The sequence below is a fragment of the Agreia sp. genome, from assembly GCF_964263775.1.
Lineage (GTDB): Bacteria > Actinomycetota > Actinomycetes > Actinomycetales > Microbacteriaceae > Agreia.
The window spans coordinates 1-22712 of record NZ_CAXVWM010000089.1 but is presented as its reverse complement, the minus strand read 5'-3'; the positions used below and the strand labels follow the sequence as shown (position 1 = coordinate 22712).

The window sequence follows — 22712 nt, the reverse complement described above, 5'->3', positions numbered from 1 at the left end:
GCGTGAATATGGATTGGAACGCATTCTGGACCGGCTTCAACTCCTTCATGGAGATCTGGGGCACGCCGATCAACATCGTGATCATCATCGCTCTCGCCTTCGCGATCCGGGCGCTGATGACCTTCGTCATCAAACGCGTCGTGCAGCAGGTCGTTTCGGGCGTCAAGAAGAAGCAGAACGTTCAAGACACGCAGGCGTTGCTCGCGTCACCGCTGGCCGCCGTGCGCGTGGTGCAGCGCACTCGCACCCTCGGAACGGTTCTGACGAACATGGTCAACGTGACGGTCGTCGTGGTGACGCTCATCCTCATCGTCACCACGATCGATCCGAACATCATCGGATCGCTCGCGATTCTGACGGCCGCCCTCGGTGCGGGCCTCGGTTTCGGCGCGCAGAACATCGTGAAAGACGTGTTGAACGGCCTCTTCATGGTGATGGAGGACCAGCTCGGCGTCGGTGATGTCGTCGATCTCGGGCCAGCCACGGGCGTCGTCGAGGCCGTTGGCATCCGGGTCACCCAGGTGCGCGACGTGAACGGCACGCTCTGGTTCGTGCGCAATGGAGAGATTCTGCGTGTCGGCAACATGTCGCAGGGCTGGGCGCGTGTCATCATCGACCTCGCCGTGCCCTACGACACCGACGTCGACGCCGTTCAGCAGAAGATGCTCGAGACGGCGGTCGCCCTGGCCGCCAACCCGAAATACCGAAGCCTGATCATGGAGAAGCCCGAGATCTGGGGTCTCGAGTCGATCTCAGCCGAGGCCCTCGTCATCCGGCTCGTCGTGAAGACCCGCACGTCGTCGAAAGACACGGTCGCCCGCGAGCTGCGGATGCGCCTCAAGCGCGCGCTCGACGAGATGGACGTGCGGCTGCCAGCCCTCAACAGCATCGTGCTCTCCGGTTTCGAGGGCGCAGCGAGCGTCACCGGCGCGCGTACCCCGAAGACCAAGCCCGTTCCCCTCACGACCACGGTCGACGAGAACACCGCTGCCCGGTCCACGAAGACAGAGAGCTGACATGTCGATTCCTTCGGAGCCGTCGCCCATCACCCTGCGGGTTTCGCAGAACGGCGACTCGGCCCTCTCCCGGTCGTTCTACGACGAGGTCGGGGGTCGCGCCACGTTCGAGAAGCTGGTGCGTGCCTTCTACGACGGCGTCGCGACAGACCCGGTGCTCGTCGAGATGTACCCTGAAGAAGACCATGAGGGTGCCATCCAGCGCCTCACCGGTTTTCTCGAGCAATACTGGGGCGGCCCGGGCACCTACAGCGAAAAGCGCGGGCACCCGAGGCTGCGCATGAGGCACATGCCGTTCAAGGTCAATCCCGATGCCCGCGACCGCTGGCTCACGCACATGCGTGCAGCCCTCGACACCCTCCAGCTTTCGCCCCTTCAGGACGCTGCGCTCTGGGGATACCTCGAGCGCGCGGCCCACGCGATGGTGAACACCTTCGAGGACTGACGCTCGGGTTCAGGCTATGACAACCGAGCCCGGTCGGCGTGAGCGCGCGCCTTCATGCGATTGCCGCAACTCGCCATCGAGCACCACTTGGCCATGCCCGGGCGGCTGTGGTCGATGAGAAAGAGGTTGCATGCCTCGTTGGCGCACGCCCGCAGGCGGCCGGGAAACTGCTCGATGACGGCAGACCAGGCGAGCACGGTCCGCACGCCGAGCTGGTCGTCTGTAGGAGCCTGCAGCTCCCACTGCACACCCAGGGGGGTGATCCGCGGGATGCGCACGGCGCTTCCGAGAATGGCTGCCAATTCGTGTCGTCCGTCGGCAGTGCTACCCCGGACGACGGCGTGAAGAGCGGCACGCACCCGTCGGAGCTGCTCCATCTCGCGCGTCGACCCTGATCCACCCAAGCGCCGAACGAGCTCGACGCCGCGAGCGTCATCCAGTTCATCGACCACGACGCCACCGGTCACCGGCGCGCTGTTCAGCACCCGGAGCAGCAGCTCCTCGTCCTTCACCACCGGCACCTCTGACTTCGTTTGTTTGACTGGATCAACCCATGCTAGCGTCGAACTAACCGGTAAAACAATTCAAAGAGGTTACCCATGGTCTCAGTCCGTCACCGAACGACCTCCATCCGCGGTCTCGACGTCTTTTGGCGCGAGGCCGGTTCGGCCGATGCGCCGGTGTTCCTCCTGCTCCACGGATATCCCGCGAGCTCGCACATGTTTCGGCACCTCATCCCGGCACTGGCGGAGCAGTACCGGGTCATAGCGCCCGACCACATCGGCTTCGGCCGATCGTCGGCACCGGACATCGGCGAGTTCGACTACACATTCGACGAGCTGGCCGCGGTGACGCGCGAGTTCATCCAGAGCATCGGTGTGCAGCGGTACACGATCTACGTGCAGGATTACGGCGCGCCGATCGGTTGGCGACTCGCCCTCGCCGATCCCACCGCCGCCGAGGGGGTCATCTCTCAGAACGGCAACGCATACGAGGAGGGTTTCGTACCCGAATTCTGGGACGGCATCTGGGCCGACGCGTCCGAGCGCTCCGTCGAGACACGAGAGGCGCTGCGGCCTGCACTCGGTCGGGAGGCCGTCGAATGGCAGTACACCCACGGCGTGCCCGATCCCACGACAGTCGATCCCGACGCGTGGGAGCACGACCTCGCGCTCCTCGGCCGCCCGGGTGTAGACCGTGCACAGCTGGCTCTCTTCCGCGACTATGCAAGCAATCGGGACCTGTATCCGGCTCTGCAGGAGTGGATCCGGGCATCCGGCGTGCCCGTGCTCGCGATCTGGGGCCGGAACGATGAGATCTTCGCCGCAGCCGGCGCGGAGGCGTTCAGGCGCGACGCTCCGGATGCACGGATCCAGTTGCTCGACGGGGGCCATTTCCTGCTCGAGTCGAACCTCGACGACGTCGCTGCGGCCATTCTGGACTGGCGAGAGACCTTCTGATCGGCCTCGGTGCACCGGGCGACGCGCGAGTAAGCGCGCTCAGCGCGGCCGGATCGGTCGTCTCCTCGGCGACGAGTACGATCGCTTGGCCACGGCGGGCTCAGCGAGCAAGCACGTGGCCGCGCCTGGTCGACACGCGAGTCCAGGCACCTGATACGAGGATGCGTGCGGGTTCGTCGGTGCGGAGGAAGCCCAGGCTGTCGGCGGCGAGACCGACGCCCGCGGGTATCGACGGCACGACATCCGGAATCGCCCGACCCCACACCTCGGCGCGTACCCTGTGCACGAGCTGCTCGCCCGTGTCGGCCGGCAGCGCCGCGGCGACCTCGGCGACGCCGGCGCGGGCCGCTGATTCGAGCACAGGGGCGGGAATCTCGCCGACGGGCAGCCATCCGCCCCTGGGCGGCGAGATGCCGACCCAGGCGGGCGACGAGTCCGGCGGCGGAATGAGCACTCCGATGGGCCCGTCGTCGTGGTTGACGGTGACCGAGAGCAGCGCGAGACGATCGAGCATCTGTCGAGCCGAGACGACGACGTCGAACGTGGCGCTCTCAGCGAGCGCGAAGGTGCGAAGGCCGAGCACGGTGGGCGCATCGTCGAGGAGTCCACGAGGATGGAGCACGGGCGCATACACGGCCAGCACTCCGGATCCGCCGATCAGCCGCACACCGCCCTGATCTAGACGAGCTGAACGACCGAGGAACACTTTGAGGTCGCCGAGCGAGGGCGAATCTACAAGGGCGAATGACTGGACCATCTCGCTGTCTAAACTACTTCACTGGAACGCAGATCATTGGAGGCCGCATGTCCGACTCGACCCGTGCTACACCGCTGGAGGGGCTCCTGAGTGCCCTCGACCTCACCGACACCGGCGCACGCACGAGCGAGGACATCTTCACGGGCCCGTCGCAATGGATGCCGCAGGGTCGCGTCTTCGGCGGGCAGGTGCTCGCGCAGTCGATCACCGCCGCGATGCGCACGGTCGACGACGACCGGATCGTTCACTCGATGCACGGCTATTTCTTGCGACCCGGAAACATCGACAAACCCATCACCTTCGCCGTCGACCGCATTCACGACGGGCGCTCGTTCGCTACTCGCCGCACCCAGGCCTACCAGGACGGCATCCCGATCCTGTCGATCATCGCCTCGTTTCAGACCGAAGACGAGGGGCTCGACCACCAGATCGACATGCCCGACGACATCCCCCGGCCCGAAGATGTTCCCAGCACGGCCGAGCGGCTGGCTGGCATCGATCACCCCGTGGCGCGCTTCTGGGCCACGGAACGACCTTTCGACATGCGCCACGTCGACTCGCCCATCTATCTCTCGGTCGAGGGCCAGCCTGTAGGGCACCAGGCGGTGTGGATGAAGACGCTGGGGCCGCTGCCCGACGACCCGAACCTGCACCGTGCCGCACTGGCGTACGCCAGCGACTACACGATCCTCGAACCGATCTATCGGCGTCACGGCATCGCCTGGGTCACCCCGGGGCTCAAGACGGCGAGCCTCGACCATGCCATGTGGTGGCACCGTTTCGGCCGCGTCGACGAGTGGATGCTCTACGTGCAGGAATCGCCGAGTGGCCACGGCGGCCGCGGGTTGTCGCTCGGACGCATCTACTCGCGGGACGGCCTGCTGCTTGCGAGCGTCGCCCAGGAGGGGATGGTGCGGGTTCCCCCTAACGAGCGCGTTTCGTGAACTCCACCGGGGCATCCAGATACGGCTCCCAGGCCGCCCGCTCGGTGTCATTGATGCGCCTCGGCCTCTGTGTCGTCGCGTCGACCAGCACGATGGTCGTCGTGGCCCGCGTGAACACGACGCTCGGCGCGACGCCGATCGGGCTGCACACCTCGTAGCAGACCTCGAGACTCGCGCCGCCGAGGCGGCCGATCCACAGCTGGATGTCGACGGGTTGCCTGAGGTACGGCACCGGTGCGAGGTACTCGATCTCTTGGCGCGCGATCAGCGTGAGCGTGTCTGAACCCGGACGACCGTCGAGCACCGCCGTCGATGCACCGGCCGCTGACTCGACCGAATCCGGATCGGGAGTCCAGAACGCCTCGATGCGCGCCTCCTCGAGGAGACGCAGCATCTCGGCGTTGTTGACGTGCCCGTAGGCGTCGAGGTCAGACCAGCGCAGGCGGATCGGCACGTGCAGGCGCATCGAGACCGACCTCAGTCGCGGGTGAGCTTGCGGTAGGCGGAGCGGTTCGGCTTCGCTGCGTCGGGACCGAGGCGCTCGATCTTGTTCTCTTCGTAGCTCTCGAAGTTACCCTCGAACCAGTGCCAGCTGGCCGGCGCCTCCTCGGTTCCCTCGTAGGCGAGGATGTGCGTGGCGATGCGGTCGAGGAACCACCGGTCGTGTGTGATCACCACGGCGCATCCGGGGAACTCGAGCAGGGCGTTCTCGAGGCTCGACAGGGTTTCGACGTCGAGGTCGTTTGTCGGCTCGTCGAGGAGCAGGAGGTTTCCGCCCTGCTTCAGGGTGAGCGCGAGATTGAGGCGATTGCGCTCTCCACCCGAGAGCACGCCGGCTTTCTTCTGCTGGTCGGGGCCCTTGAAGCCGAACTGCGACACGTAGCCGCGCGATGGGATCTCGGTGCGGCCGACCTGAATGTAGTCCTGCCCGTCGGACACGACCTCCCACAACGTCTTCTGGGGGTCGATTCCACCTCTGTCTTGGTCGACGTAGGAGATGTCGACCGTCTCGCCGATCTTGAGGTTTCCGGAGTCGAGCGGCTCGATGCCGGTGATCGTCTTGAACAGCGTGGACTTGCCGACGCCGTTCGGGCCGATGACGCCGACGATGCCGTTGCGGGGAAGGGTGAAGCTGAGGCCGTCGATGAGCACGCGCTCGCCAAACCCCTTCTTGAGCTCCTTGGCATCGATGACCTGCGATCCGAGTCGCGGACCGACCGGGATGACCAGTTCTTCGAAATCGAGTTTGCGCGTCTTCTCGGCCTCGGCAGCCATCTCTTCGTAGCGGGCGAGACGGGCCTTCGACTTGACCTGGCGGCCCTTGGCGTTCGAGCGAACCCACTCGAGTTCGCTGGAGAGCCTCTTGGCCAGCTTGGCATCTTTCTTGCCCTGCACCTGCAGGCGCTCCTGCTTCTTCTCGAGGTAGGTCGAGTAGTTGCCCTCGGAGGGGTAGAGCTTGCCGCGGTCGACCTCGGCGATCCACTCCGCGACGTGGTCGAGGAAGTACCGGTCGTGTGTCACGGCAAGGACGGCGCCCGGGTATTTCGCGAGGTGCTGCTCGAGCCACAGCACGCTCTCGGCGTCGAGGTGGTTCGTGGGCTCGTCGAGGAGCAGGAGGTCGGGCTTCTGGAGCAGCAGTTTGGTGAGTGCCACACGACGCTTCTCGCCACCCGACAGGTTCGCGACGCTGTAGTCACCCGGCGGCGTGCGCAGGGCATCCATCGCCTGTTCGAGCTGGGAGTCGAGATCCCACGCGTCGGCGGCATCGATCTCCTCTTGCAGGGTTCCCATTTCGGCGAGGAGTGCGTCGAAGTCGGCGTCGGGTTCGGCCATGGCGAGGCCGATCTCGTTGAAGCGGTCGACCTTCTGCTTGATCGGGCCGACACCCTCCTGCACGTTCTCGAGCACGGTCTTCGACTCATCGAGCTCCGGCTCCTGCATGAGGATCCCGACGCTGAAGCCGGGGCTGAGCCGGGCTTCGCCGTTCGACGGCGTGTCGAGTCCGGCCATGATCTTGAGGATCGTCGACTTGCCGGCTCCGTTGGGGCCGACGACGCCGATCTTCGCTCCCGGCAGGAACGCCATCGTGACGTCGTCGAGGATGAGCTTGTCTCCCACGGCCTTGCGGGCGCGGACCATCGAGTAGATATATTCGGCCATTCGACCAGTCTATGGTCTCTGCGGGTCGACGCCCTCGGGTCAGAAGTCGATGGTGCGCGTCTGCCCGATGAAGCATTTGCCGGTAGAGAGCGGCGCGGCGATGATGCTCGCGTATCCGCCGACCGTGCCCCACTGGCCGATCAGGCAGGCGTCAGTGGCGTGCACCGAGAATTGCACCGAGTCGGCCTTGACACCCACGGTGGTGATGTCGGGTGTCAGCTCCATCGTCTCGACGGCGAAACCGCCGGCGCGAAGGGCGTTGATGAACGCCGGGCCGTCGGGAGCGCCGCCCGCAGCGGTGACCGCCTGGTTGTTCAGCAAGTCGAAGAACGGCTTGTTCTCGGCTGCAGTGCCGTTGGGAACGAGAGCGGGCAGCGGCGCATCGGATTCCGTGGGCGCCGACGTCTCAGACGAGGTCGGGGCGCTGGACGTGCTCTGGGGCTGCGACTGCGGAACGCAGCCCACGAGGACTGATGCCAGAGTTGCCGCCAGAACAGCGGCGGGGGCGGCCGCGGTTCGTCGTCGTGATCTGATGCTGCCAGTCGCCGTGCGCGTCACGATGCCCTCTTTCGCTGTGTCCCCCGGATGCCCTCACCGATTCTAGGTGAGGGCGTCGGGGAGGCTCGACCGGCACGGCGGATTCACCGGTTCTTCGCACAGGTCAGAAAGGCACCTTGTCTCTGCTCGTGGATTCGTCGCTCGACTCCGTCACGGATCGACCGGAGTCGTCAGCCGGGTCGCCCTCCACACCGGGGGTCGACCAGACGTCGCTGGCCGGGCCTTGCGATTCGGAAGACAGAGGATCGGGTTCTGGACCGTCTTCAGCAGAGGGGGCGCCGAGCTGGTCGGCAGGAACAGCCGCCTTCAACCGGGTGAAGTGCGATACGCCGAACGCGAGATCGTGTCCGATGGAATCGACGTCGACCTCGATGGCGGTACCGCGCTTGTCGCCGCTTGTCCAGTTGCGCACGCGAAGCCGCCCCGTCAGAACGACATGATTGCCGATCTCCAGCGAGTTGGCCACGTTGTTCGCCATCCACCGATACGCGTTGACCGTGTACCAGTTGGTGTCGCCCTCGACCCACGTCGAGGTCGCGCGGTCGAACCTCCGCTGGCTCGAAGCCAGACGAAAGTTGGTGACCGTGAGGCCGGTATTGGTTCGAACGTTCTCGGGCTTCGTTGCTACGACGCCTGCCAGCGTCACCATGTCTGTCACGTCATTCTCCTTATATCGATCGGTGGGCCGACGCGAGGCCGGCACTCGTGCCAGTTGATTCCGGCCTCGCACCGGTTGAACCAGACTCGTCCTCTCACGCGAGCCGCGGTGCCGACGTGGCTCATCTGTGCACAGGTGGCGAGGAACCGGGGCGGAGGAGGAGGGGTGCCTTCGTGCAGAACTCCCCCGTGCCTTACGGTTGATTCGTGACCTACAGCGCCGCAGACAATCGATACGAATCAATGCAGTTCAACCGAACCGGGCGAAGCGGCCTCAAACTTCCCGCTCTCTCGCTGGGGCTCTGGCATAACTTCGGAGACACGAAACCTCGACAGGTGCAACGCGACATCGTGCACCGCGCCTTCGACCGTGGGGTCACCCACTTCGATCTGGCGAACAACTACGGGCCGCCCTACGGCTCCGCCGAAGCCAACTTCGGGCGAATCCTCGCCGACGATCTCGGCGCCTACCGCGACGAACTGATCATCTCGTCGAAGGCGGGCTACGACATGTGGCCGGGCCCGTACGGCGACTTCGGTTCGCGCAAATACCTGCTCGCGTCGCTCGATCAGAGCCTCGGCCGGCTGGGTCTCGACTACGTCGACATCTTCTACCATCACCGACCCGACCCCGAGACGCCGATCGAGGAGACCGCCGCGGCACTCGCGAGCGCCGTGGCGCAGGGCAAGGCCCTGTACGTCGGCGTATCGAACTACGGCCCCGACGACACGCGGCGTATGCACGCCGCACTGGCCGAACATCGCGTTCCCCTGCTCATTCACCAGCCCCGCTATTCGATGTTCGACCGGCACGTCGAGCAGGAGGGGCTTCTTCCCGTGCTCGACGAGCTCGGCGTCGGCGGCATCGTCTTCTCTCCTCTGGCGCAGGGATTGTTGACCGATCGCTATCTGACCGGCGCCGTGCCCGAGGATTCCCGGGCAGCGACGAGCCGTTTTCTGCCGGAGTCACGAATAGACGACAGCTACCTCGCGCGGGCGCGTGCACTCGATGCGGTCGCACGCGATCGCGGACAGACCTTGGCGCAACTCGCGCTCACCTGGGTTCTGCGCCAGCCCCAGGTGACCAGCGCGCTGATCGGCGCATCCAGCGTCGAACAGCTCGATCAGAATCTGGATGCGCTGCGCGCCGACCCCCTCACCGACGCGGAGCTCGCACGGATCGAACCGCACGCGGTGCACGGCACCGGCCTCTGATCAGCACTGTCGGTGGCTGCCCCTAGCATTTTCCCATCACGAGAAAAGCCGGGCCGGCGCGACGACAGGAGCTGCAATGACCATCACGTCCACGAAGACCGCCACATCGCTCATCGCCCTTCGCCCGGGCTTCTGGCGCGTCGTCCACTCCGCAGGGCACGTGCTGGGGTACATCGAAGAACAGCGCCTGCCGGGGGCGGCCCAGTTCACCGCCCGCCGACTTCTGGCCCACACCACGCGGCTCGTAGACATCGGAGAGTTCTGGTCGCTCGAACGCGCGCGGGCCTGCTTCTCATGAGCGCGCATGACGAATCGATCTCTCTGCGGCCCGTCGCGCCGTCATGCTCGCGACCTAAGCCGTAGTCTTCGGCTCATGGAATGGTGGAACGACTTCTCAGACTGGTTCTCTTCGAGCAATGGGCGCTTCGTCGTGTCCGGCATCGTGCTTCCCGCAGTGGCTATCATCGTGGCCGCGGTACTCGCAGCCTGGATCGCGAGCAACTCGATCAAGCGCCTTCTGGTGCGCCACGATCGCGAGCTCAAGGCAGCGGCGATCGCATCCCTCGTCGACGCGGCGCAGCAGGCGTCTGTGTGGAACTCCTTGACCCCGCAGGAGCAGATCATGTCCGACCGCGCCGTCGGTCAGGCCGACATCCAGATTCGCCTGCTTCCCATCAAGGGCTCGGCCATCGCAGCCGACTGGGCCGCTCATTCGCTGGCCGACATGCGTCGCGACTCCGCCACCTTCGGTTACCAGGTCGAGCCTGCGGTCATCGAGTTCCGAGACCGTCTGATCGAGTGGCAGCATCGTCCTGGCCGCAGTCGCAAGAACCTGCAGTCAGACCTCGACCGCTGGAGCGTCGAAGACGAGGATGCCGAGAAGCATCTCGCCAGACAACAGGAGGCCTGGGTTGCGCAGCAGCACCACGAGCAGCACAGCCGACCCGAAGCCGAAGCCACGACCGTCATCACGCCCGCAGCGCCTTCAGCGACACCGGCGGCCGCGCCCGCGGCATCCAGCGCCACGGGTGCTGCGAGCATCGAAGCGCCTGCGGAGACACCAGAGCAGCGAACAGCTCGCGATGAGACGAAGCGCGTTCTCGAGAATCTGAATGCCGTCGAGCGTCGTGTCGAGTCCCGCGACTCTGGTGAGACCCCGCCTCCGATCAACGCGTTTCCGCCTCGCCGGGCATCCGACGACAGGCAGTGAACTCCCATCAATAGCCCGAGAACGCGTCCGTGACGATGCGGCGCACTCGCAGGTGCCGCAGGGCCGCGCGCACAGCACTCACGAGGCGAGGCGGTCCAGACACGAACGCCGTCCTCTCGCGAACGTCAGCGACCTGCTGCTCGATCAGCTCGCGTGTCAGCCGGCCGGAACCCGCGTAGCTCCAGCCACCGGCAAGGTTCTCGGGTTCGTGGGGCGCGAGCAACACGACCCGAATCTCCAACCGTTCCAGAACGTCTCTGTAGGCGAATTCGTCGTGCGTTCGGATCGCGTAGATGAGCACCAGATCACGTGTGACGCCCCGGGCCGCGTCATGTTCGAGCTGGCTGATGAAGGGCGTGATCCCGATTCCGCCAGCCACCAGCAGCACGGGCCGGGAGGAGTCGCGGGGAAGCAGGAAGTCTCCCGCGACGAGGTTCGCGCGCACCGGCTGCGCGGGCTTCAGTGACCCGAGCGCCCTCTTGAAGCTCGACGCCGATTCGCCCATTCTCACTCCGAGTCGCAGTTCGTGCGGGGTGCTCGGAGCAGACGCGATGCTGAACACGCGCCGCGTGCCCGACGAATCGGCGCCGGAATGCGGAATGGACAGCTCGATGTACTGCCCGGCGCGAAACGAGACGGGCCTGCTCGACGAGAAGACGAACTCTGTCGTCGATGGGGTGAGGCTCGTCGAGCGTTCGAACGACAGCGACAGCCCCCGACGCTGACCGACCAGGAAGGCCAGGAGGTTGCCGACGACCAGCGCCAGCTCGGGACTGCTGTACAGCGGCCCCACCGAGAACGGAATCGAGAAGACGAGTGCCACGATGCCGGCGAGCACGACCCTCTGCCAGAGGCGCGGCGGCAGCGTCAGCGGTTCGCTCAGCATGAAGCCGGCGAGGAACACGATCGGGGTCGACCCGAGCGCGTAGACGAGGGCGTCGGACAGTGCGAGGCCGAACGACGACTGCACGATCGTCACCACGATCGCCGCGAGCACGATGAACGTCAGGCCCAGGGGAAGCTGGCGCGTGCGGTAGAGCACGAGCAGGGCGCCGATGACGACGACGGGCAGCAGCACGGGCGTTCCCACCCACCACACGGATGCGTTGAGCCCCGTGAGCGTGATTATCACGGCGCCGATGGCGGCCGGGTTGACGATGTGCCGACCCCGCCAGGCGAGCACGTATTTCGAGGCCACGGCGATCGCGGCCGCGAGCGCCACCGACAGCAGCTCCTCGCCATCCGTCGTCGGAAAGAACAGGAAGAACAGCAGGAGAGCAGTGATCACGGACGACTCGGTGTGCGGCCGCACCCGAAAGAGCAGCGCCATGACCCGGTTGGCGACGATGCACGCGAGCAACACGGTGCCGAGCGTCGCCACAAGCTCGAGGGGCTCGAATCCGAGAAGCCCGACGAGGCTCTCTGTCAGTGCCACGAGCACAATGGCGACCAGCACGACACTGACGAGTCGATACATCTGAACCGTGCCCAGCAGGGCACCGAGTCGAGCCATCACGAGAAGACCTCTCCCCGCAGCGTGCGGGATCGTTCGGCGATTCCAGTGGAGTGCATGCGCACCCAGTCGAACTCGAATCGTTCGGCGAGTCGTGCGGGCGACACGAAGAAGAGTGCGGTGGCCAGGCCGTCGGCCAGGAGCCCGTTCGCTGCAATCACCCAGGTCGCGATGATCCCCGAGGTCGGCGCGCCCGTTCGCCCGTCGAGGATGTGGTGCAGGCCTTCGCCCCAGACGCGTCGATTCGATCCGGATGCGCACAGCGACTCGTTCTCGATCGTCACGATGCCGATCGCCTTGCTCGGGTCGAATGGATGCTCGAGGCCGACTCTCAGTGGCTGGCCACGGGTGACGAGATCGCCGCTCGCGTCGATGACGAACTGCTCGATTGCGGATTCGAGGAGCACCTCCGCGACGAGGTCGATGAGATATCCCTTTCCGGCGGCGCCCACATCGATGACGGTCGGCGCCGTCGTCGTCACCGTGGAGCCGCTGCGACTCACGGCATCCCCCCATCGTGCCGGCACGAGCAGACCCGGATGGGCGGCAAGGCTGTAGTCGCGGTCGTAGCCGAGATGCTCGAGGGAACGGCCGATGAGCGGAGTGACGGCTCCGCCGCTGACCTCGTCGAGCACGTCGTAGAGGTCGAAGAGATCTGCCGCGTCGGGGGGAAAGCGGAGCGTGCCGGGTGTCGAGGCGAGCGAGGTGACCAGCGAATCCGTTCGGAAGCGGGAGTACGCGCGGTCGAAGTCCTCGACACGAACCCGAATCCGATCGACCACGGCCTCGGGGAGGTCGTCGTCGGTATCGACCTGCCAGGCCGTGCCGATTCCCGTGAAACGGAGACTAGACGGCGGCATCGGCCTTGATCTGGTCGACGGCGTCGGTGAAGCCGCCGCTCGTCAGGGACGACCCGGCGACCTTCGATACCTCGAGGTCGTCGATGCTCTTGCCCACGACCACCGCGGCGATGCCGTCGGCGAATTCTCCCTGATATTTCTTGCCGTTGGGGTTCGTCGATTCGGGGGTGACCGTCACCGCGGTGATGACGTCTCCCGTCAGGGTCAGCGAGACCCCGATGGTCTCTTTGCCTCCCGGCGAGGTGTATTCGCCCTCGGCCGAGTACTCGCCGTCGGCGTAGGCCGAGGATGCAGCGGCAGCCTCGGTGGATTCTGTCGTATCGTCGCTGGCCTCGGCCGTGCTCTGAAGAGTGGCTGCCGGCGTGCTGGTGACGTCGGCAATGTCCGGCTCGGTACTGCAGCCGGTGACCACGCCGAGGAGTGAGAGCCCGGCGAGGGCTGTGACGGCGGTTTTCTGGTGGCGGGTGATCATATTCTCTCCATCAGTAGGGATGTACACGGCACGATCGGACGTCTTCGACCCTAGGGGCGCCACGCATGCGCGGCCTATGCAGGAACTGTGGAAAAACTGGGAAAAGTTGAAGCAACAACTATTGGGCGAGTGGCCTGTTCTGGAATGGTGCCCCCGGTAGGAATCGAACCTACGACCAAGAGATTAGAAGGCTCTTGCTCTATCCACTGAGCTACGGAGGCGTGTGCCCGGCACGACGGGCCGCTTCTACGATAGCGCGTCGGGCCCCGGCGACCGTCGAGGCAATTCGACAATTCATGCACACGGATATGATGCGCATATGGCTTCACTCACGGATCGTCTCGTCTGGATCGACTGCGAAATGACGGGACTCGATCTCAGCGTCGATGAGCTCGTCGAGGTCGCTGTCGTCATCACGGACTTCGACCTCAACATCATCGACCCCGGATTCGCCATCGTGATCAAGCCCGACGATTCCGCACTGCAGAACATGAACGACTTCGTGCGCGATATGCACGCCTCCAGCGGCCTCGACCAGGAGATTCCCGACGGGGTGAGCCTTGCTGAGGCGGAGTTCCAGGTTCTCGAGTACATCCTCAAGTACGTTCCCACGGGCCAGCAGGCGCCGCTCGCCGGCAACACCATCGGCACCGACCGCGCGTTCCTGGCGAAGTACATGCCGCGGGTCGACGGTCACCTCCACTACCGCAGCGTCGACGTGTCGAGCATCAAAGAGCTCGTGCACCGATGGTTTCCCCGGGTGTACTACAACGCGCCGAAGAAAGACGGCGGTCACCGGGCGCTCGCCGACATTCTCGAGTCGATTCGTGAACTCGGCTACTACCGCAAGGGCGCGTTCGTTGCCGAGCCCGGACCTGCGACCGACGATCTGAAAGAGCTCTCCTTGACGATTGTGCGCGAGTTCGCCGCCGGTCTGTAGTAGAGTCTTCTTCTGTCGCTTCGATGAGAAGTTCTCGGGTGGCACATGGTGGATATAGCTCAGTTGGTAGAGCGCTGGCTTGTGGAGCCGGATGTCGCGGGTTCGAGCCCCGTTATTCACCCCACGCGCAAGAGGCCCGGGTCGATCAGACCCGGGCCTTTTCGCATCGCCGCAACGCTCACAGCCTGAAGAGGAGCCCCCGCGTGCACGACATCGATGCCGAGCAGTTCGAGGCACTCGTCGTGGCCGAACTCGATCTGCTGCCCGACGACATGATCGACGGACTCGACAACGTGGTCTTCGTCGTCGAAGACCGGCCCGAAGACGGATCGCTCGACCTGCTCGGGCTCTACGACGGCGTGGCGCTCACCGAGCGCGGGCAGTATGGCTTCGGAGAGATGCCCGACCGCATCGTGCTCTACCGCGAGCCGCTTCTCGAACTCGTCGACGACCTCGACGAGTTGAAAGATCAGATCCACGTCACCCTCGTGCACGAGATCGCGCACTTCTACGGCATCGACGACAGCCGACTCCACGAACTCGGCTGGGGCTGACCGGCAATCCTCGCCGGGCCGGTTAGCCTTGGCGGATGGCTCGATCACCCCAATCCAGACTCGGCCGCGCACTCGGAATCATGGTCGTCGCCGTCGTCATCCTCGGCCTTGGACTGTACGGTCCGGCCACGCTCGTCGGTCCCCTGCCCAGCACCGACGCCGTGATCGACGAGCCTTCAGACATCCTCCCGACCATGGGCGCTCCGACGGTGCCGCAGACCGGTGCGAGCGCGATCGCCACCGATGACGGCACGATCTTCGCTTCGGGCGGCGACACCGCCCCCGTGCCCCTGGGCGGCGTGACGAAGGTCATCACCGCGCTGGTCGTTCTGGATGCGAAGCCGATCGAGCCGGGAAAGCCAGGGCCGTCGATCGTCGTCTCGGCGGAAGACTACGCAGGCTTCGTGACGTACATTTCCGAGTCAGCCCGCTCGATCTCGCTCATCGCCGGAGAGACCTGGACCGAGCAGCAGTACCTGCAGGCGATGCTGCTCGGCTCGAGCAACACCCACGCCGACGCGCTGGCCCGCTGGGCCTTCGGATCGGTCGACGACTATGTCGTCGCGGCCAACGCGTGGCTGGCCGAGAGCGGCTACGCCGGCACGACCGTGGTCGACGCGACCGGGCTGGCGGAGGGATCGCAGGGCACGGCATCCGAACTCGCCGCCCTGGCCGCACGCGCTTTCGACGACCCGGTGCTCGCCGACATCATGAGCCTCGACAACGTCGTCGTCGCGGGCAACCGCAGGGTCGACAACGTGGCGGCCTACCGCGTCGACGAGGCGATCACCGGACTCTCGCGCAGCTTCACCGACGCCGCGGGGCTGTGCTTTCTCTTTCGACTGGAGGTGGGCACAGGAGACGACGCCGTGCCGCTCTACGGCGCGTTTCTGCGCGAGCCCGATTACGAGACTCTGGATGGCGACCTGACGACGCTCATCGCGTCGGCGGCCGCCACGCTCACCGAGACGGTGCTGGTGTCGCAGGGCGACGAAGTCGTCACCTACACGACGCCCTGGGGCGACGAGGCGCACGGGGTGGCCGTGGCAACGAAGTCAGAACTGATCTGGCTCACGACGCCGGTGACGAAGACGGTCACGGCGACCGACGTGACCACGGCCGCGAAGGGTACGCGGGTCGGCCAGGTGACGTTCCACACCCCGACGGGAGACGTCACGGTTCTGCTCGAACTTGACAGACGAGTCGCCGATCCGGGACCGGTCTGGCGCATGACGCACCCGGCTCCCGTGATCGACGCCTTCGTCAGATCCCGAACCGACTCCGAGTAGAGCGGCGAGGGTCGTGCCGACCTAGTGGTCGTCGCCGATGTCGCCCGTGCGAACCGTGGGGTCGGAATCGGCGGCATCGAAGGAGTACTTCACGGTGAGGTGTCCGTCGACCTCCTCCGTGTCGCCCGCCTCGTACCAGAACGTCGACTCGAGGCCACCGACTGCGCCGAGCGCGGGAAAGCGGGAGTCGAACTCACCGCCGATGAACGCGCGATCCTCGGTCTGCCCTTCGAGGGGTCCGTCGAGGTACAGGGCTGTGTAGGTTTTCTCAGTCATGGCTCCACCGTAAACCGTCGACCTGCGTTCAGCTCCCAGCCTCAGGCCCGGTCTGTTTTCTGCTAAGACCCGTCGAGCCTGAGGTCGGCGGATGCCTCCGGATCCTCGCGCTCGACGAATGCGCGCCAATGCTCCTGCCACTCGTCCCAATGGGGGGCGTAGGTCTCGCCGTCGCGCTGCAACGCGCGGCGCTTGCGGATGTCGTCGGGCGCGTCGAGCCAGATGCGCACGTCTGCGAGCACGGCGTTGGCGCGGGTGAGCACCCCGCAGCCCTCGATGAGCAGAGGGAGCGCAGGGTCGACGTCGTGCCATTCGGCGGGAGCATCGGCGCTCCAGTCGAAGCGCTGCCAGCGAGCGCGCTCTCCCGCAGCCAGCGGCTCGAGCACGAAGCGCTGCACATGCTCCCCCGTGGCGCGCAGGCCGCTCCACCCGGGGTAGATGTCGTCGAGGCGCACGAGCTGCGGCGACACCGCCCCGGGCCATCCGTCGACGATCCGGTCGGCCAGAGTGCTCTTGCCCGCGCCGCTCGGTCCGTCGAGCAGAATGACGTTCCGAGTCGTCATCCGACGATGAAGTTGAAGGTTTCGAAGACCACCGCAGCGGCGATCGCGATAGCGGCGATCGCGGCGCCGATTCCGATGAGCACGCTCTCGCGCCATCCGAATGTCGACTCGCGCGCCCAGGTTCGCGGGGTGTCTCCCCCGAAGCCCCGGGCCTCCATCGCCGTCGCGAGTTTGCTGCCCCGCCTGATCGACAGCACGAGTAGGGCGAAGGCCTGCGAGAGAACCCGTCGGATGCGCCCGCGGTCGCCGACGCCCCGGGCTCGGCGAGCGAGTTCGAGCGAGCGCCAGTCGTCGAGGAACAGCCCCACCAGGCGCAGTCCTGCGAGAGCTCCGAGAACGAAGCGGCTGGGCAGATGCCACACCTGGGCGAGTCCGTCGGCCAGGTCGGTGGGGTCGATCGTCACGAACAACACGATGGCGGGAAGTCCGATGGCCAGCACACGAAGAGCGGTGGCGATCGCCAGCGAGATCGAGCCGTCGGTCACGTGGATGAGGCCGAACTCGAGGTGCGTCTGCCCTGACGCCTGCCCGTAGAGGAGGGTCGTGAGCCCGGCCGTGGGCGCGGCGATCCAGACCGGTATTGTGCGGAGGAAGAACTGGCGGGCGCTCAGGCCTGCCCACGCCAGCAGCACGCTCTCAAGCACGAGCGCGGTCGCGGCGGACAGCCAGTCGATGGTGAGGATGAGCGCGAAGCCCAGGAGGAACGCGGTCGCCAGCTTGGCCACCGGGTTGATGCGATAGATCGCCTGCGTGCCTTTCGTCGGGGTGAGGATGCTCACGAAAGCCTCACCTCGTCGTCGGCGAGGGCTCTGACGAAGTCGGCGTCGTGGGTGACGGCGAGAATCGACTGTCCCTCGTCGAGCAGTTCTGCCAGCAGCGAGACCAGCTCGCTCCAGGTTCGCGAGTCCTGTCCGAAAGTCGGCTCGTCGAGCACGAGCAGCTTCGGTTTCGTGGCGAGCACCGTCGCAACGGAGAGGCGGCGCTTCTCTCCTCCAGACAGGGTGAAAGGATTCGCGAGCGCGAGATGATCGAGCCTGAGCCGGTGGAGGAGCTCATCGACGCGCTGCTCGACGGTGTGGTCGCCCAGTTCGAGTGCCCGGGGCCCCACGGCCAGCTCATCGCGCACGGTCGTCGCGAGAAACTGGTGCTCCGGGTCTTGGAAGACCGTGCCGATGCGGGTCAGAAGGTCTTTCGAGCGCCAGGAGATCGGCGAGGTGGACGTGAGCGCACCGGCGAGCAGGGGCGTCGCAGACACGACTCCTTCCTCCGGCCGCAGGAGTCCGGCCAGGGTCAGGGCGAGCGTCGACTTGCCGGCACCGTTGGGCCCGACGATCGCCACGGCCCTACCCTCGTCGAGCGAGACGTCGAGACCGGCGGCGATGCGCGAACCGCGCACGCGCGCGATCGCCAGCCCCGTGGCATCCAGCAGGCGCCCGCCCGAGGAGGGGCTCCGGCGTTCGGCGAACCGCGGGGGAAACTCGGGGATCCATACTCCCGACGCGCTCAGTTCGGCGCCCTGAGCGCTCAGCACGGCGTGCGGTGCGCAGTCGGCCAGCACTCCGCCGCCTGGCGCGAGCACCACGACGCGATCGACGATGTCGCGCCACACCTCGACCCGGTGCTCGATCACGACGAGGGTAGCCCCGGTCGAGCGCGCAACCCGGCTCACGGCATCACGGACCTCGGCGACGCCGGCGGGATCGAGGTTCGCTGTGGGCTCGTCGAGCAGGATCAGGCCGGGTCGCATGGCCAACACCCCTGCGAGTGCGAGCCGTTGTTTCTGCCCGCCCGAGAGCGCCGAGGTCGGATGATCGAGCGGCAGGTCGAGCCCCACCTCGTCGAGGGATTGCACGACGCGCCGCCAGATCTCGTCGCGTGGAACGCCGAGGTTCTCGCAGCCGAATGCCACGTCGTCGCCGACGCGGGCGAGGATGACCTGCGAGTCGGGATCCTGCAGAACGAGCCCTGCGATGCCGCGTGCTCTCGTGGCGTGCTGGCCTGCCACGCGAAGCTCGCCTCGCTGTTCGCCCTCGTCGTCGCCGCCGATCACTCCGGCCAGGGCGTGCATCAGGGTGCTCTTGCCCGCACCCGACGCGCCCAGGAGCAGCACGCGCTCCCCCGGTTCGATCTCGAGGTCGAGTCCCTCGACGGCCCACGCCTTGCGCGAGGCGTGCCGCCAGCCCCACTCGCGCGCCGAGACGGCGGCCGGGGGCAGGCGGTCGTGCGTCATCGTCGTGATTTCCGGATGCCTTCTCAGACCCGCGCCGATACCTCGCGGCCCGACGCGAAACGGCTGAGGGCTCCTGTGCGGGCGAGGCCTCGCGCCGCGAGCCAGGAGAGCAGACCCGCTAGCACCGCACCCGAGACCACCGAGCAGACGGCGTAGATGACGGCGAACTCGACCTTGGCCCCGGGATAAAAGAGCACGAGGTCGGTGACCGCGAGCGCGATGCCCGCTCCTATTCCGGCGAGCACGGCGACGTACGCACGCCAGTTCGCGTAGAGGAAGAGTGCGAACACGATCTCGGCCCCAAGGCCCTGCACGAGCCCCGAAACGAGGGTGAGCGCGGCCCACTGGGTGCCGATGATCGCGGAGACCACGGCCGCGACGAGTTCGGTGAAGAGCGCGGCGCCGGGCTTTCTGATGACGAGGCCGCCGAGCACTCCCGCAAACAGCCATCCGCCGCCGAGAAGGGCCTGGAGCCCCGGAAGCGCGGCTTCGAGTGGTGCGGACAGGGGATTGTAGGCCTGGCCCCACAGCCAGAAGACGAGACCCGAGGCCACGCCGATGACGCTGGCGATGACGATGTCGACGACTCGCCAGGTGAAGCGATTGGGCCGGCCCGTGCCGACGGTGGTTGTTTCGGACTCGGTGGAGAGGGGTGAAGTGCGCACTGAACGTGCCCTTTCGTCGTAAGCGAATGTCAGGGCACGGGTGGAGTCGCCGCAGGAGGACCCTGTGAGCGACACCGTGAGATGTCCTCCCTGCGCTGGCATGATCCAGATCAGGTTCGACGGTCGAAGGTTGGAGAACCTTCCTCTCAGCCCGGCTCACCGGACTCCCGTGTTGCCACCCAGTATAGGGCGGTCGCTACTTCTTGAGTGCTCGGATGATCCGAGCGATCGCCTTGCCCGTGACCCACACGGCCGGAACGGATACGGCGACCAGGGCGATGAGGTTCGGCTCGAAGGCGACTCGGCCGTTCTCCTGGGTGACGTACGCACCGACGGGGATCGCCGCCCCTCCGCCGCCACCGCCTGCGATGCCAGAGGTCGCCTCGTCGGATCCTGAACCGCCGAACCCGAACCAGCTGATAGCGACCGGCACGAGGGTCTGGCCCTCGATCTCGACGGGATCGCCGTAGACGGCGCCCACTCCGAACGATCGAACTGTTTCTGCGAGCTTCACGGCGATGTTTGTCATGTGGTCACGGTACCCGGCGTGCACCCGTGCCGCCAGGGGTCGAGTGTGTGACACGCTGGGGGGGTGGACTTACGTATTTTCACCGAACCGCAGCAGGGCGCCAGCTATGACGACCTGTTGACGATTGCATCCGCGACAGAGAGGCTCGGCTTCGACGCCTTCTTCCGCTCCGACCACTACCTGCGCATGGGTGACGACGCTACGGCCGGTCTTCCCGGTCCGACGGATGCCTGGACCACCCTGGCCGGGCTCGCCCGGGAGACCTCGCGCATCACGCTGGGCACCCTCGTGTCGAGCGTCACCTACCGTCACCCGGGCATCCTGGCCATCCAGGTTGCCCAGGTCGATCAGATGTCGGGAGGCCGGGTCGAACTCGGGCTCGGCACCGGGTGGTTCGAACGGGAGCACCTGGCCTACGGCATCCCGTTTCCCGCGAGGCGCTTCGGCCTGCTCGAGGAGCAGCTCGAGATCATCACGGGCATGTGGGGAACTCCTCTGGGCGAGACCTACTCATTCGAGGGTGAGCACTACACCCTCGTCGACTCCCCCGCCCTTCCGAAACCCGTACAGCACCCGGTTCCTGTGATCGTCGGCGGCAGCGGGCCCACGCGCACGCCGAAGATCGCAGCGCGGTTCGCCACCGAGTTCAACGTGCCGTTCGCCGAGCTCGCCGACATTCCCCTGCGATTCGCGGGCGTACACCAGGCATGCGAGACGATCGGGCGCGATCCGTCGGAACTGGTGTATTCGGCGGCCCTCGTCGCGGCCGTCGGATCGAGCGCGTCCGAGTTCGAACGACGGGCGGCGGCCATCGGTCGCGAACCGGGCGAGATCCGGGAGCACGGCCTCGCCGGCTCTCCCGCCGAGGTCGTCGACCGTATCGGAGCGCTGCGCGACGACGGAGTCGAACGCCTCTACCTGCAGATCCTCGACATCCACGACCTCGACCACCTCGAGCTGATCGCAGCCGAGGTCATGCCCCAGCTCGACTGACCCGGCCGCATACACGCGGCGTTCGACCCGACTCACGACTTCATCAGGAGATTTTTATGGAAAGCTGGCCCGGATCGGCCTACCCCCTCGGCGCGACCTTCGACGGAAGCGGCACGAACTTCGCCCTCTTCAGCGAAGCTGCGGAGCGCGTCGTGCTCTGCCTCTTCGGAGAGAAAGGCGCCGAGACGCGCATCGAACTGACCGAGGTCGACGCGTACGTCTGGCACTGCTACCTTCCCCAGGTGCAGCCCGGTCAGCGCTACGGCTACCGTGTCTACGGGGCGTACGACCCCGAGAACGGATGCCGCTTCAACCCGAACAAGCTGCTGCTCGACCCCTACGCCAAGGCCACGAGCGGAACCATCGACTGGGACCAGTCGCTCTTCTCCTACAACTTCGGCGACCCGGACTCCCGCAACGACGACGACTCCGCCAAGCACATGATGACCGGCGTCGTCATCAACCCGTTCTTCGACTGGTCGGGCGACCGCATCCTCGGCATCCCCTACAGCGAGACGGTGATCTACGAGGCGCACGTCAAAGGACTCACCCAGCTGCACCCCGACGTGCCCCGCGAGCAACGCGGCACGTACGCGGGCGTCGCGCATCCGTCAGTGATCGAGCACCTCAAGAAACTCGGCATCACCGCCATCGAGCTGATGCCCGTGCACCAGTTCGTGCAGGACAGCACCCTGCTCGACAAGGGACTGTCGAACTACTGGGGCTACAACACCATCGGCTTCTTCGCCCCCCAGTCGAGCTACTCGTCGGCCGGCGAGCGCGGCCAGCAGGTTCAAGAGTTCAAGGGCATGGTCAAGTCGCTGCACGCGGCCGGCATCGAAGTCATCCTCGACGTCGTCTACAACCACACGGCAGAGGGAAACCACCTCGGCCCGACCATCTCGTTCCGCGGAATCGACAACGCCGCGTACTACCGGCTGATGGAGGACGACCAGCGGTACTACATGGACTACACGGGAACCGGCAACACGCTCAACGTGCGTCACCCCCACTCGTTGCAGCTCATCATGGACTCGCTGCGCTATTGGGCGACGGAGATGCACGTCGACGGCTTCCGCTTCGACCTCGCGTCGAGCCTCGCCCGCGAGTTCTACGACGTCGACAAGCTCTCGACGTTCTTCGAGCTCGTGCAGCAAGACCCGGTGATCTCGCAGGTGAAGCTCATCGCCGAGCCCTGGGACGTCGGTCCCGGCGGCTACCAGGTGGGCAACTTTCCCGGCCAGTGGACGGAGTGGAACGGGAAGTATCGCGACACCGTGCGCGACTTCTGGCGGGGCGAGCCGTCCAGCCTGGGCGAGTTCGCGTCGCGCTTCACCGGGTCTGCAGACCTCTACGAGCACTCGGGGCGGCGACCCGTCGCATCGATCAATTTCGTGACGGCCCAC

Annotated in this window: 27 protein-coding genes, 2 tRNA genes and 1 riboswitch; of the genes, 13 read left to right on the top strand and 16 right to left on the bottom strand. The window is 66.2% G+C overall.

Annotated elements, in window-relative coordinates:
• The first annotated feature begins 8 nt into the window (after positions 1-8).
• Both ACE5CZ_RS07325 and ACE5CZ_RS07320 read left to right on the top strand, forming a co-directional pair.
• Positions 9-1016 (top strand): mechanosensitive ion channel family protein, encoded by a 1008-nt coding sequence (locus ACE5CZ_RS07325; protein WP_374946673.1) that lies wholly within the window; start codon positions 9-11, stop codon positions 1014-1016.
• 1 nt (position 1017) lies between these two features.
• Positions 1018-1461: a globin gene (locus tag ACE5CZ_RS07320; RefSeq protein ID WP_374946672.1), complete on the top strand. Its 444-nt coding sequence runs from the start codon at positions 1018-1020 to the stop codon at positions 1459-1461.
• A 14-nt stretch (positions 1462-1475) separates the two neighbouring features.
• On the opposite strand, the gene ACE5CZ_RS07315 is transcribed toward ACE5CZ_RS07320, so the two are convergent.
• Positions 1476-1973: a CGNR zinc finger domain-containing protein gene (locus ACE5CZ_RS07315; protein WP_374946671.1), complete on the bottom strand. Its 498-nt coding sequence runs from the start codon at positions 1971-1973 to the stop codon at positions 1476-1478.
• 87 nt (positions 1974-2060) lie between these two features.
• On the opposite strand from ACE5CZ_RS07315, the gene ACE5CZ_RS07310 reads away from it, so the two are divergent.
• Positions 2061-2921: an alpha/beta fold hydrolase gene (locus tag ACE5CZ_RS07310; RefSeq protein ID WP_374946670.1), complete on the top strand. Its 861-nt coding sequence runs from the start codon at positions 2061-2063 to the stop codon at positions 2919-2921.
• Positions 2922-3021: 100 nt separating this feature from the next.
• Here the strand turns inward: ACE5CZ_RS07310 and ACE5CZ_RS07305 are convergent, their stop codons facing one another.
• Positions 3022-3678, bottom strand: a complete 657-nt coding sequence (locus ACE5CZ_RS07305; RefSeq protein WP_374946669.1) for a hypothetical protein — start codon at positions 3676-3678, stop codon at positions 3022-3024.
• Between the two features lie 47 nt (positions 3679-3725).
• Between ACE5CZ_RS07305 and ACE5CZ_RS07300 the strand changes: the two genes are divergently transcribed.
• A complete protein-coding gene (locus ACE5CZ_RS07300) occupies positions 3726-4622 on the top strand; it encodes an acyl-CoA thioesterase (protein WP_374946668.1) in 897 nt (298 codons plus the stop codon).
• Here ACE5CZ_RS07300 and ACE5CZ_RS07295 read toward each other — a convergent pair.
• The 4 genes from ACE5CZ_RS07295 to ACE5CZ_RS07280 form a co-directional block, all read right to left on the bottom strand.
• A complete protein-coding gene (locus ACE5CZ_RS07295) occupies positions 4603-5088 on the bottom strand; it encodes an acyl-CoA thioesterase (RefSeq protein WP_374946667.1) in 486 nt (161 codons plus the stop codon). The two genes, ACE5CZ_RS07300 and ACE5CZ_RS07295, sit on opposite strands and share 20 nt — an antisense overlap.
• Positions 5089-5099: 11 nt before the next feature.
• Positions 5100-6782, bottom strand: coding sequence for an energy-dependent translational throttle protein EttA (gene ettA / locus ACE5CZ_RS07290; RefSeq protein ID WP_374946666.1), 1683 nt, complete (start codon positions 6780-6782; stop codon positions 5100-5102).
• A 39-nt stretch (positions 6783-6821) separates the two neighbouring features.
• A complete protein-coding gene (locus ACE5CZ_RS07285; RefSeq protein ID WP_374946665.1) occupies positions 6822-7340 on the bottom strand; it encodes a hypothetical protein in 519 nt (172 codons plus the stop codon).
• A gap of 103 nt (positions 7341-7443) precedes the next feature.
• The gene (locus ACE5CZ_RS07280; protein WP_374946683.1) at positions 7444-7989 is read right to left on the bottom strand and encodes a single-stranded DNA-binding protein; all 546 of its coding nucleotides are present in this window, start codon (positions 7987-7989) and stop codon (positions 7444-7446) included.
• Between the two features lie 215 nt (positions 7990-8204).
• Here ACE5CZ_RS07280 and ACE5CZ_RS07275 point away from each other — a divergent pair, with 215 nt between their 5' ends.
• The 3 genes from ACE5CZ_RS07275 (at position 8205) to ACE5CZ_RS07265 (ending at position 10422) form a co-directional block, all read left to right on the top strand.
• Entirely contained in the window at positions 8205-9212 is a 1008-nt protein-coding gene (locus tag ACE5CZ_RS07275; RefSeq protein WP_374946664.1) for an aldo/keto reductase, read from the top strand.
• Positions 9213-9288: 76 nt separating this feature from the next.
• Positions 9289-9510, top strand: coding sequence for a hypothetical protein (locus ACE5CZ_RS07270; protein WP_374946663.1), 222 nt, complete (start codon positions 9289-9291; stop codon positions 9508-9510).
• 75 nt (positions 9511-9585) lie between these two features.
• The gene (locus tag ACE5CZ_RS07265) at positions 9586-10422 is read left to right on the top strand and encodes a hypothetical protein (RefSeq protein ID WP_374946662.1); all 837 of its coding nucleotides are present in this window, start codon (positions 9586-9588) and stop codon (positions 10420-10422) included.
• 7 nt (positions 10423-10429) lie between these two features.
• Here ACE5CZ_RS07265 and ACE5CZ_RS07260 read toward each other — a convergent pair whose 3' ends face one another.
• From ACE5CZ_RS07260 to ACE5CZ_RS07245, 4 genes are all read right to left on the bottom strand, one after another.
• Positions 10430-11935 (bottom strand): FAD-dependent oxidoreductase, encoded by a 1506-nt coding sequence (locus tag ACE5CZ_RS07260; RefSeq protein WP_374946661.1) that lies wholly within the window; start codon positions 11933-11935, stop codon positions 10430-10432.
• Positions 11935-12795, bottom strand: a complete 861-nt coding sequence (locus ACE5CZ_RS07255; RefSeq protein WP_374946660.1) for an FAD:protein FMN transferase — start codon at positions 12793-12795, stop codon at positions 11935-11937. The genes ACE5CZ_RS07260 and ACE5CZ_RS07255 overlap by 1 nt, the downstream gene beginning before the upstream one ends.
• Entirely contained in the window at positions 12782-13267 is a 486-nt protein-coding gene (locus ACE5CZ_RS07250; protein WP_374946659.1) for a hypothetical protein, read from the bottom strand. The genes ACE5CZ_RS07255 and ACE5CZ_RS07250 overlap by 14 nt, the downstream gene beginning before the upstream one ends.
• 145 nt (positions 13268-13412) lie before the next feature.
• Positions 13413-13488: transfer RNA gene (locus tag ACE5CZ_RS07245), tRNA-Arg, on the bottom strand.
• Between the two features lie 98 nt (positions 13489-13586).
• On the opposite strand from ACE5CZ_RS07245, the gene orn reads away from it, so the two are divergent.
• The 4 genes from orn (at position 13587) to ACE5CZ_RS07225 (ending at position 16050) form a co-directional block, all read left to right on the top strand.
• Positions 13587-14207, top strand: coding sequence for an oligoribonuclease (orn, locus tag ACE5CZ_RS07240; RefSeq protein WP_374946658.1), 621 nt, complete (start codon positions 13587-13589; stop codon positions 14205-14207).
• Between the two features lie 48 nt (positions 14208-14255).
• Positions 14256-14331 (top strand) — tRNA-His (locus tag ACE5CZ_RS07235).
• A gap of 79 nt (positions 14332-14410) precedes the next feature.
• Complete coding sequence (locus tag ACE5CZ_RS07230) at positions 14411-14761, top strand: metallopeptidase family protein (RefSeq protein ID WP_374946657.1); 351 nt, start codon at positions 14411-14413, stop codon at positions 14759-14761.
• Between the two features lie 35 nt (positions 14762-14796).
• Positions 14797-16050 (top strand): D-alanyl-D-alanine carboxypeptidase family protein, encoded by a 1254-nt coding sequence (locus ACE5CZ_RS07225; RefSeq protein ID WP_374946656.1) that lies wholly within the window; start codon positions 14797-14799, stop codon positions 16048-16050.
• A gap of 21 nt (positions 16051-16071) precedes the next feature.
• Here ACE5CZ_RS07225 and ACE5CZ_RS07220 read toward each other — a convergent pair whose 3' ends face one another.
• From ACE5CZ_RS07220 to ACE5CZ_RS07195, 6 genes are all read right to left on the bottom strand, one after another.
• On the bottom strand, positions 16072-16326 hold the full coding sequence (locus ACE5CZ_RS07220) for a hypothetical protein (protein WP_374946655.1): 255 nt from the start codon (positions 16324-16326) through the stop codon (positions 16072-16074).
• A 62-nt stretch (positions 16327-16388) separates the two neighbouring features.
• A complete protein-coding gene (locus tag ACE5CZ_RS07215) occupies positions 16389-16889 on the bottom strand; it encodes an ATP-binding protein (RefSeq protein ID WP_374946654.1) in 501 nt (166 codons plus the stop codon).
• A complete protein-coding gene (locus ACE5CZ_RS07210; protein WP_374946653.1) occupies positions 16886-17668 on the bottom strand; it encodes an energy-coupling factor transporter transmembrane component T family protein in 783 nt (260 codons plus the stop codon). Before ACE5CZ_RS07210 ends, ACE5CZ_RS07215 begins: the two co-directional genes overlap by 4 nt.
• A complete protein-coding gene (locus ACE5CZ_RS07205; protein WP_374946652.1) occupies positions 17665-19119 on the bottom strand; it encodes an ABC transporter ATP-binding protein in 1455 nt (484 codons plus the stop codon). Before ACE5CZ_RS07205 ends, ACE5CZ_RS07210 begins: the two co-directional genes overlap by 4 nt.
• A gap of 23 nt (positions 19120-19142) precedes the next feature.
• Entirely contained in the window at positions 19143-19784 is a 642-nt protein-coding gene (locus ACE5CZ_RS07200; RefSeq protein WP_374946651.1) for an ECF transporter S component, read from the bottom strand.
• Between the two features lie 69 nt (positions 19785-19853).
• Positions 19854-19956, bottom strand: a riboswitch (TPP riboswitch).
• Between the two features lie 24 nt (positions 19957-19980).
• The gene (locus ACE5CZ_RS07195) at positions 19981-20313 is read right to left on the bottom strand and encodes a hypothetical protein (RefSeq protein ID WP_374946650.1); all 333 of its coding nucleotides are present in this window, start codon (positions 20311-20313) and stop codon (positions 19981-19983) included.
• A 63-nt stretch (positions 20314-20376) separates the two neighbouring features.
• Between ACE5CZ_RS07195 and ACE5CZ_RS07190 the strand changes: the two genes are divergently transcribed.
• Both ACE5CZ_RS07190 and glgX read left to right on the top strand, forming a co-directional pair.
• A complete protein-coding gene (locus ACE5CZ_RS07190) occupies positions 20377-21306 on the top strand; it encodes an LLM class F420-dependent oxidoreductase (RefSeq protein WP_374946649.1) in 930 nt (309 codons plus the stop codon).
• Positions 21307-21362: 56 nt separating this feature from the next.
• The coding region (glgX, locus tag ACE5CZ_RS07185; protein WP_374946648.1) for a glycogen debranching protein GlgX at positions 21363-22712 on the top strand (1350 nt) is incomplete at its 3' end.

Excerpts from the sequence above, each read along its gene's own strand:
- ACE5CZ_RS07270 (WP_374946663.1), top strand. The coding sequence starts at position 9,289 with ATGACCATCACGTCCACGAAGACCGCCACATCGCTCATCGCCCTTCGC.
- ACE5CZ_RS07260 (WP_374946661.1), bottom strand. The coding sequence starts at position 11,935 with ATGGCTCGACTCGGTGCCCTGCTGGGCACGGTTCAGATGTATCGACTC.
- ACE5CZ_RS07255 (WP_374946660.1), bottom strand. The coding sequence starts at position 12,795 with ATGCCGCCGTCTAGTCTCCGTTTCACGGGAATCGGCACGGCCTGGCAG.
- ACE5CZ_RS07250 (WP_374946659.1), bottom strand. The coding sequence starts at position 13,267 with ATGATCACCCGCCACCAGAAAACCGCCGTCACAGCCCTCGCCGGGCTC.
- orn (WP_374946658.1), top strand. The coding sequence starts at position 13,587 with ATGGCTTCACTCACGGATCGTCTCGTCTGGATCGACTGCGAAATGACG.
- ACE5CZ_RS07220 (WP_374946655.1), bottom strand. The coding sequence starts at position 16,326 with ATGACTGAGAAAACCTACACAGCCCTGTACCTCGACGGACCCCTCGAA.
- ACE5CZ_RS07215 (WP_374946654.1), bottom strand. The coding sequence starts at position 16,889 with ATGACGACTCGGAACGTCATTCTGCTCGACGGACCGAGCGGCGCGGGC.
- ACE5CZ_RS07265 (WP_374946662.1), top strand. The coding sequence starts at position 9,586 with ATGGAATGGTGGAACGACTTCTCAGACTGGTTCTCTTCGAGCAATGGG.
- ACE5CZ_RS07295 (WP_374946667.1), bottom strand. The coding sequence starts at position 5,088 with ATGCGCCTGCACGTGCCGATCCGCCTGCGCTGGTCTGACCTCGACGCC.
- ACE5CZ_RS07325 (WP_374946673.1), top strand. The coding sequence starts at position 9 with ATGGATTGGAACGCATTCTGGACCGGCTTCAACTCCTTCATGGAGATC.
- ACE5CZ_RS07195 (WP_374946650.1), bottom strand. The coding sequence starts at position 20,313 with ATGACAAACATCGCCGTGAAGCTCGCAGAAACAGTTCGATCGTTCGGA.
- ACE5CZ_RS07320 (WP_374946672.1), top strand. The coding sequence starts at position 1,018 with ATGTCGATTCCTTCGGAGCCGTCGCCCATCACCCTGCGGGTTTCGCAG.
- ACE5CZ_RS07305 (WP_374946669.1), bottom strand. The coding sequence starts at position 3,678 with ATGGTCCAGTCATTCGCCCTTGTAGATTCGCCCTCGCTCGGCGACCTC.
- ettA (WP_374946666.1), bottom strand. The coding sequence starts at position 6,782 with ATGGCCGAATATATCTACTCGATGGTCCGCGCCCGCAAGGCCGTGGGA.
- ACE5CZ_RS07225 (WP_374946656.1), top strand. The coding sequence starts at position 14,797 with ATGGCTCGATCACCCCAATCCAGACTCGGCCGCGCACTCGGAATCATG.
- ACE5CZ_RS07310 (WP_374946670.1), top strand. The coding sequence starts at position 2,061 with ATGGTCTCAGTCCGTCACCGAACGACCTCCATCCGCGGTCTCGACGTC.
- ACE5CZ_RS07300 (WP_374946668.1), top strand. The coding sequence starts at position 3,726 with ATGTCCGACTCGACCCGTGCTACACCGCTGGAGGGGCTCCTGAGTGCC.
- ACE5CZ_RS07280 (WP_374946683.1), bottom strand. The coding sequence starts at position 7,989 with ATGGTGACGCTGGCAGGCGTCGTAGCAACGAAGCCCGAGAACGTTCGA.
- ACE5CZ_RS07205 (WP_374946652.1), bottom strand. The coding sequence starts at position 19,119 with ATGACGCACGACCGCCTGCCCCCGGCCGCCGTCTCGGCGCGCGAGTGG.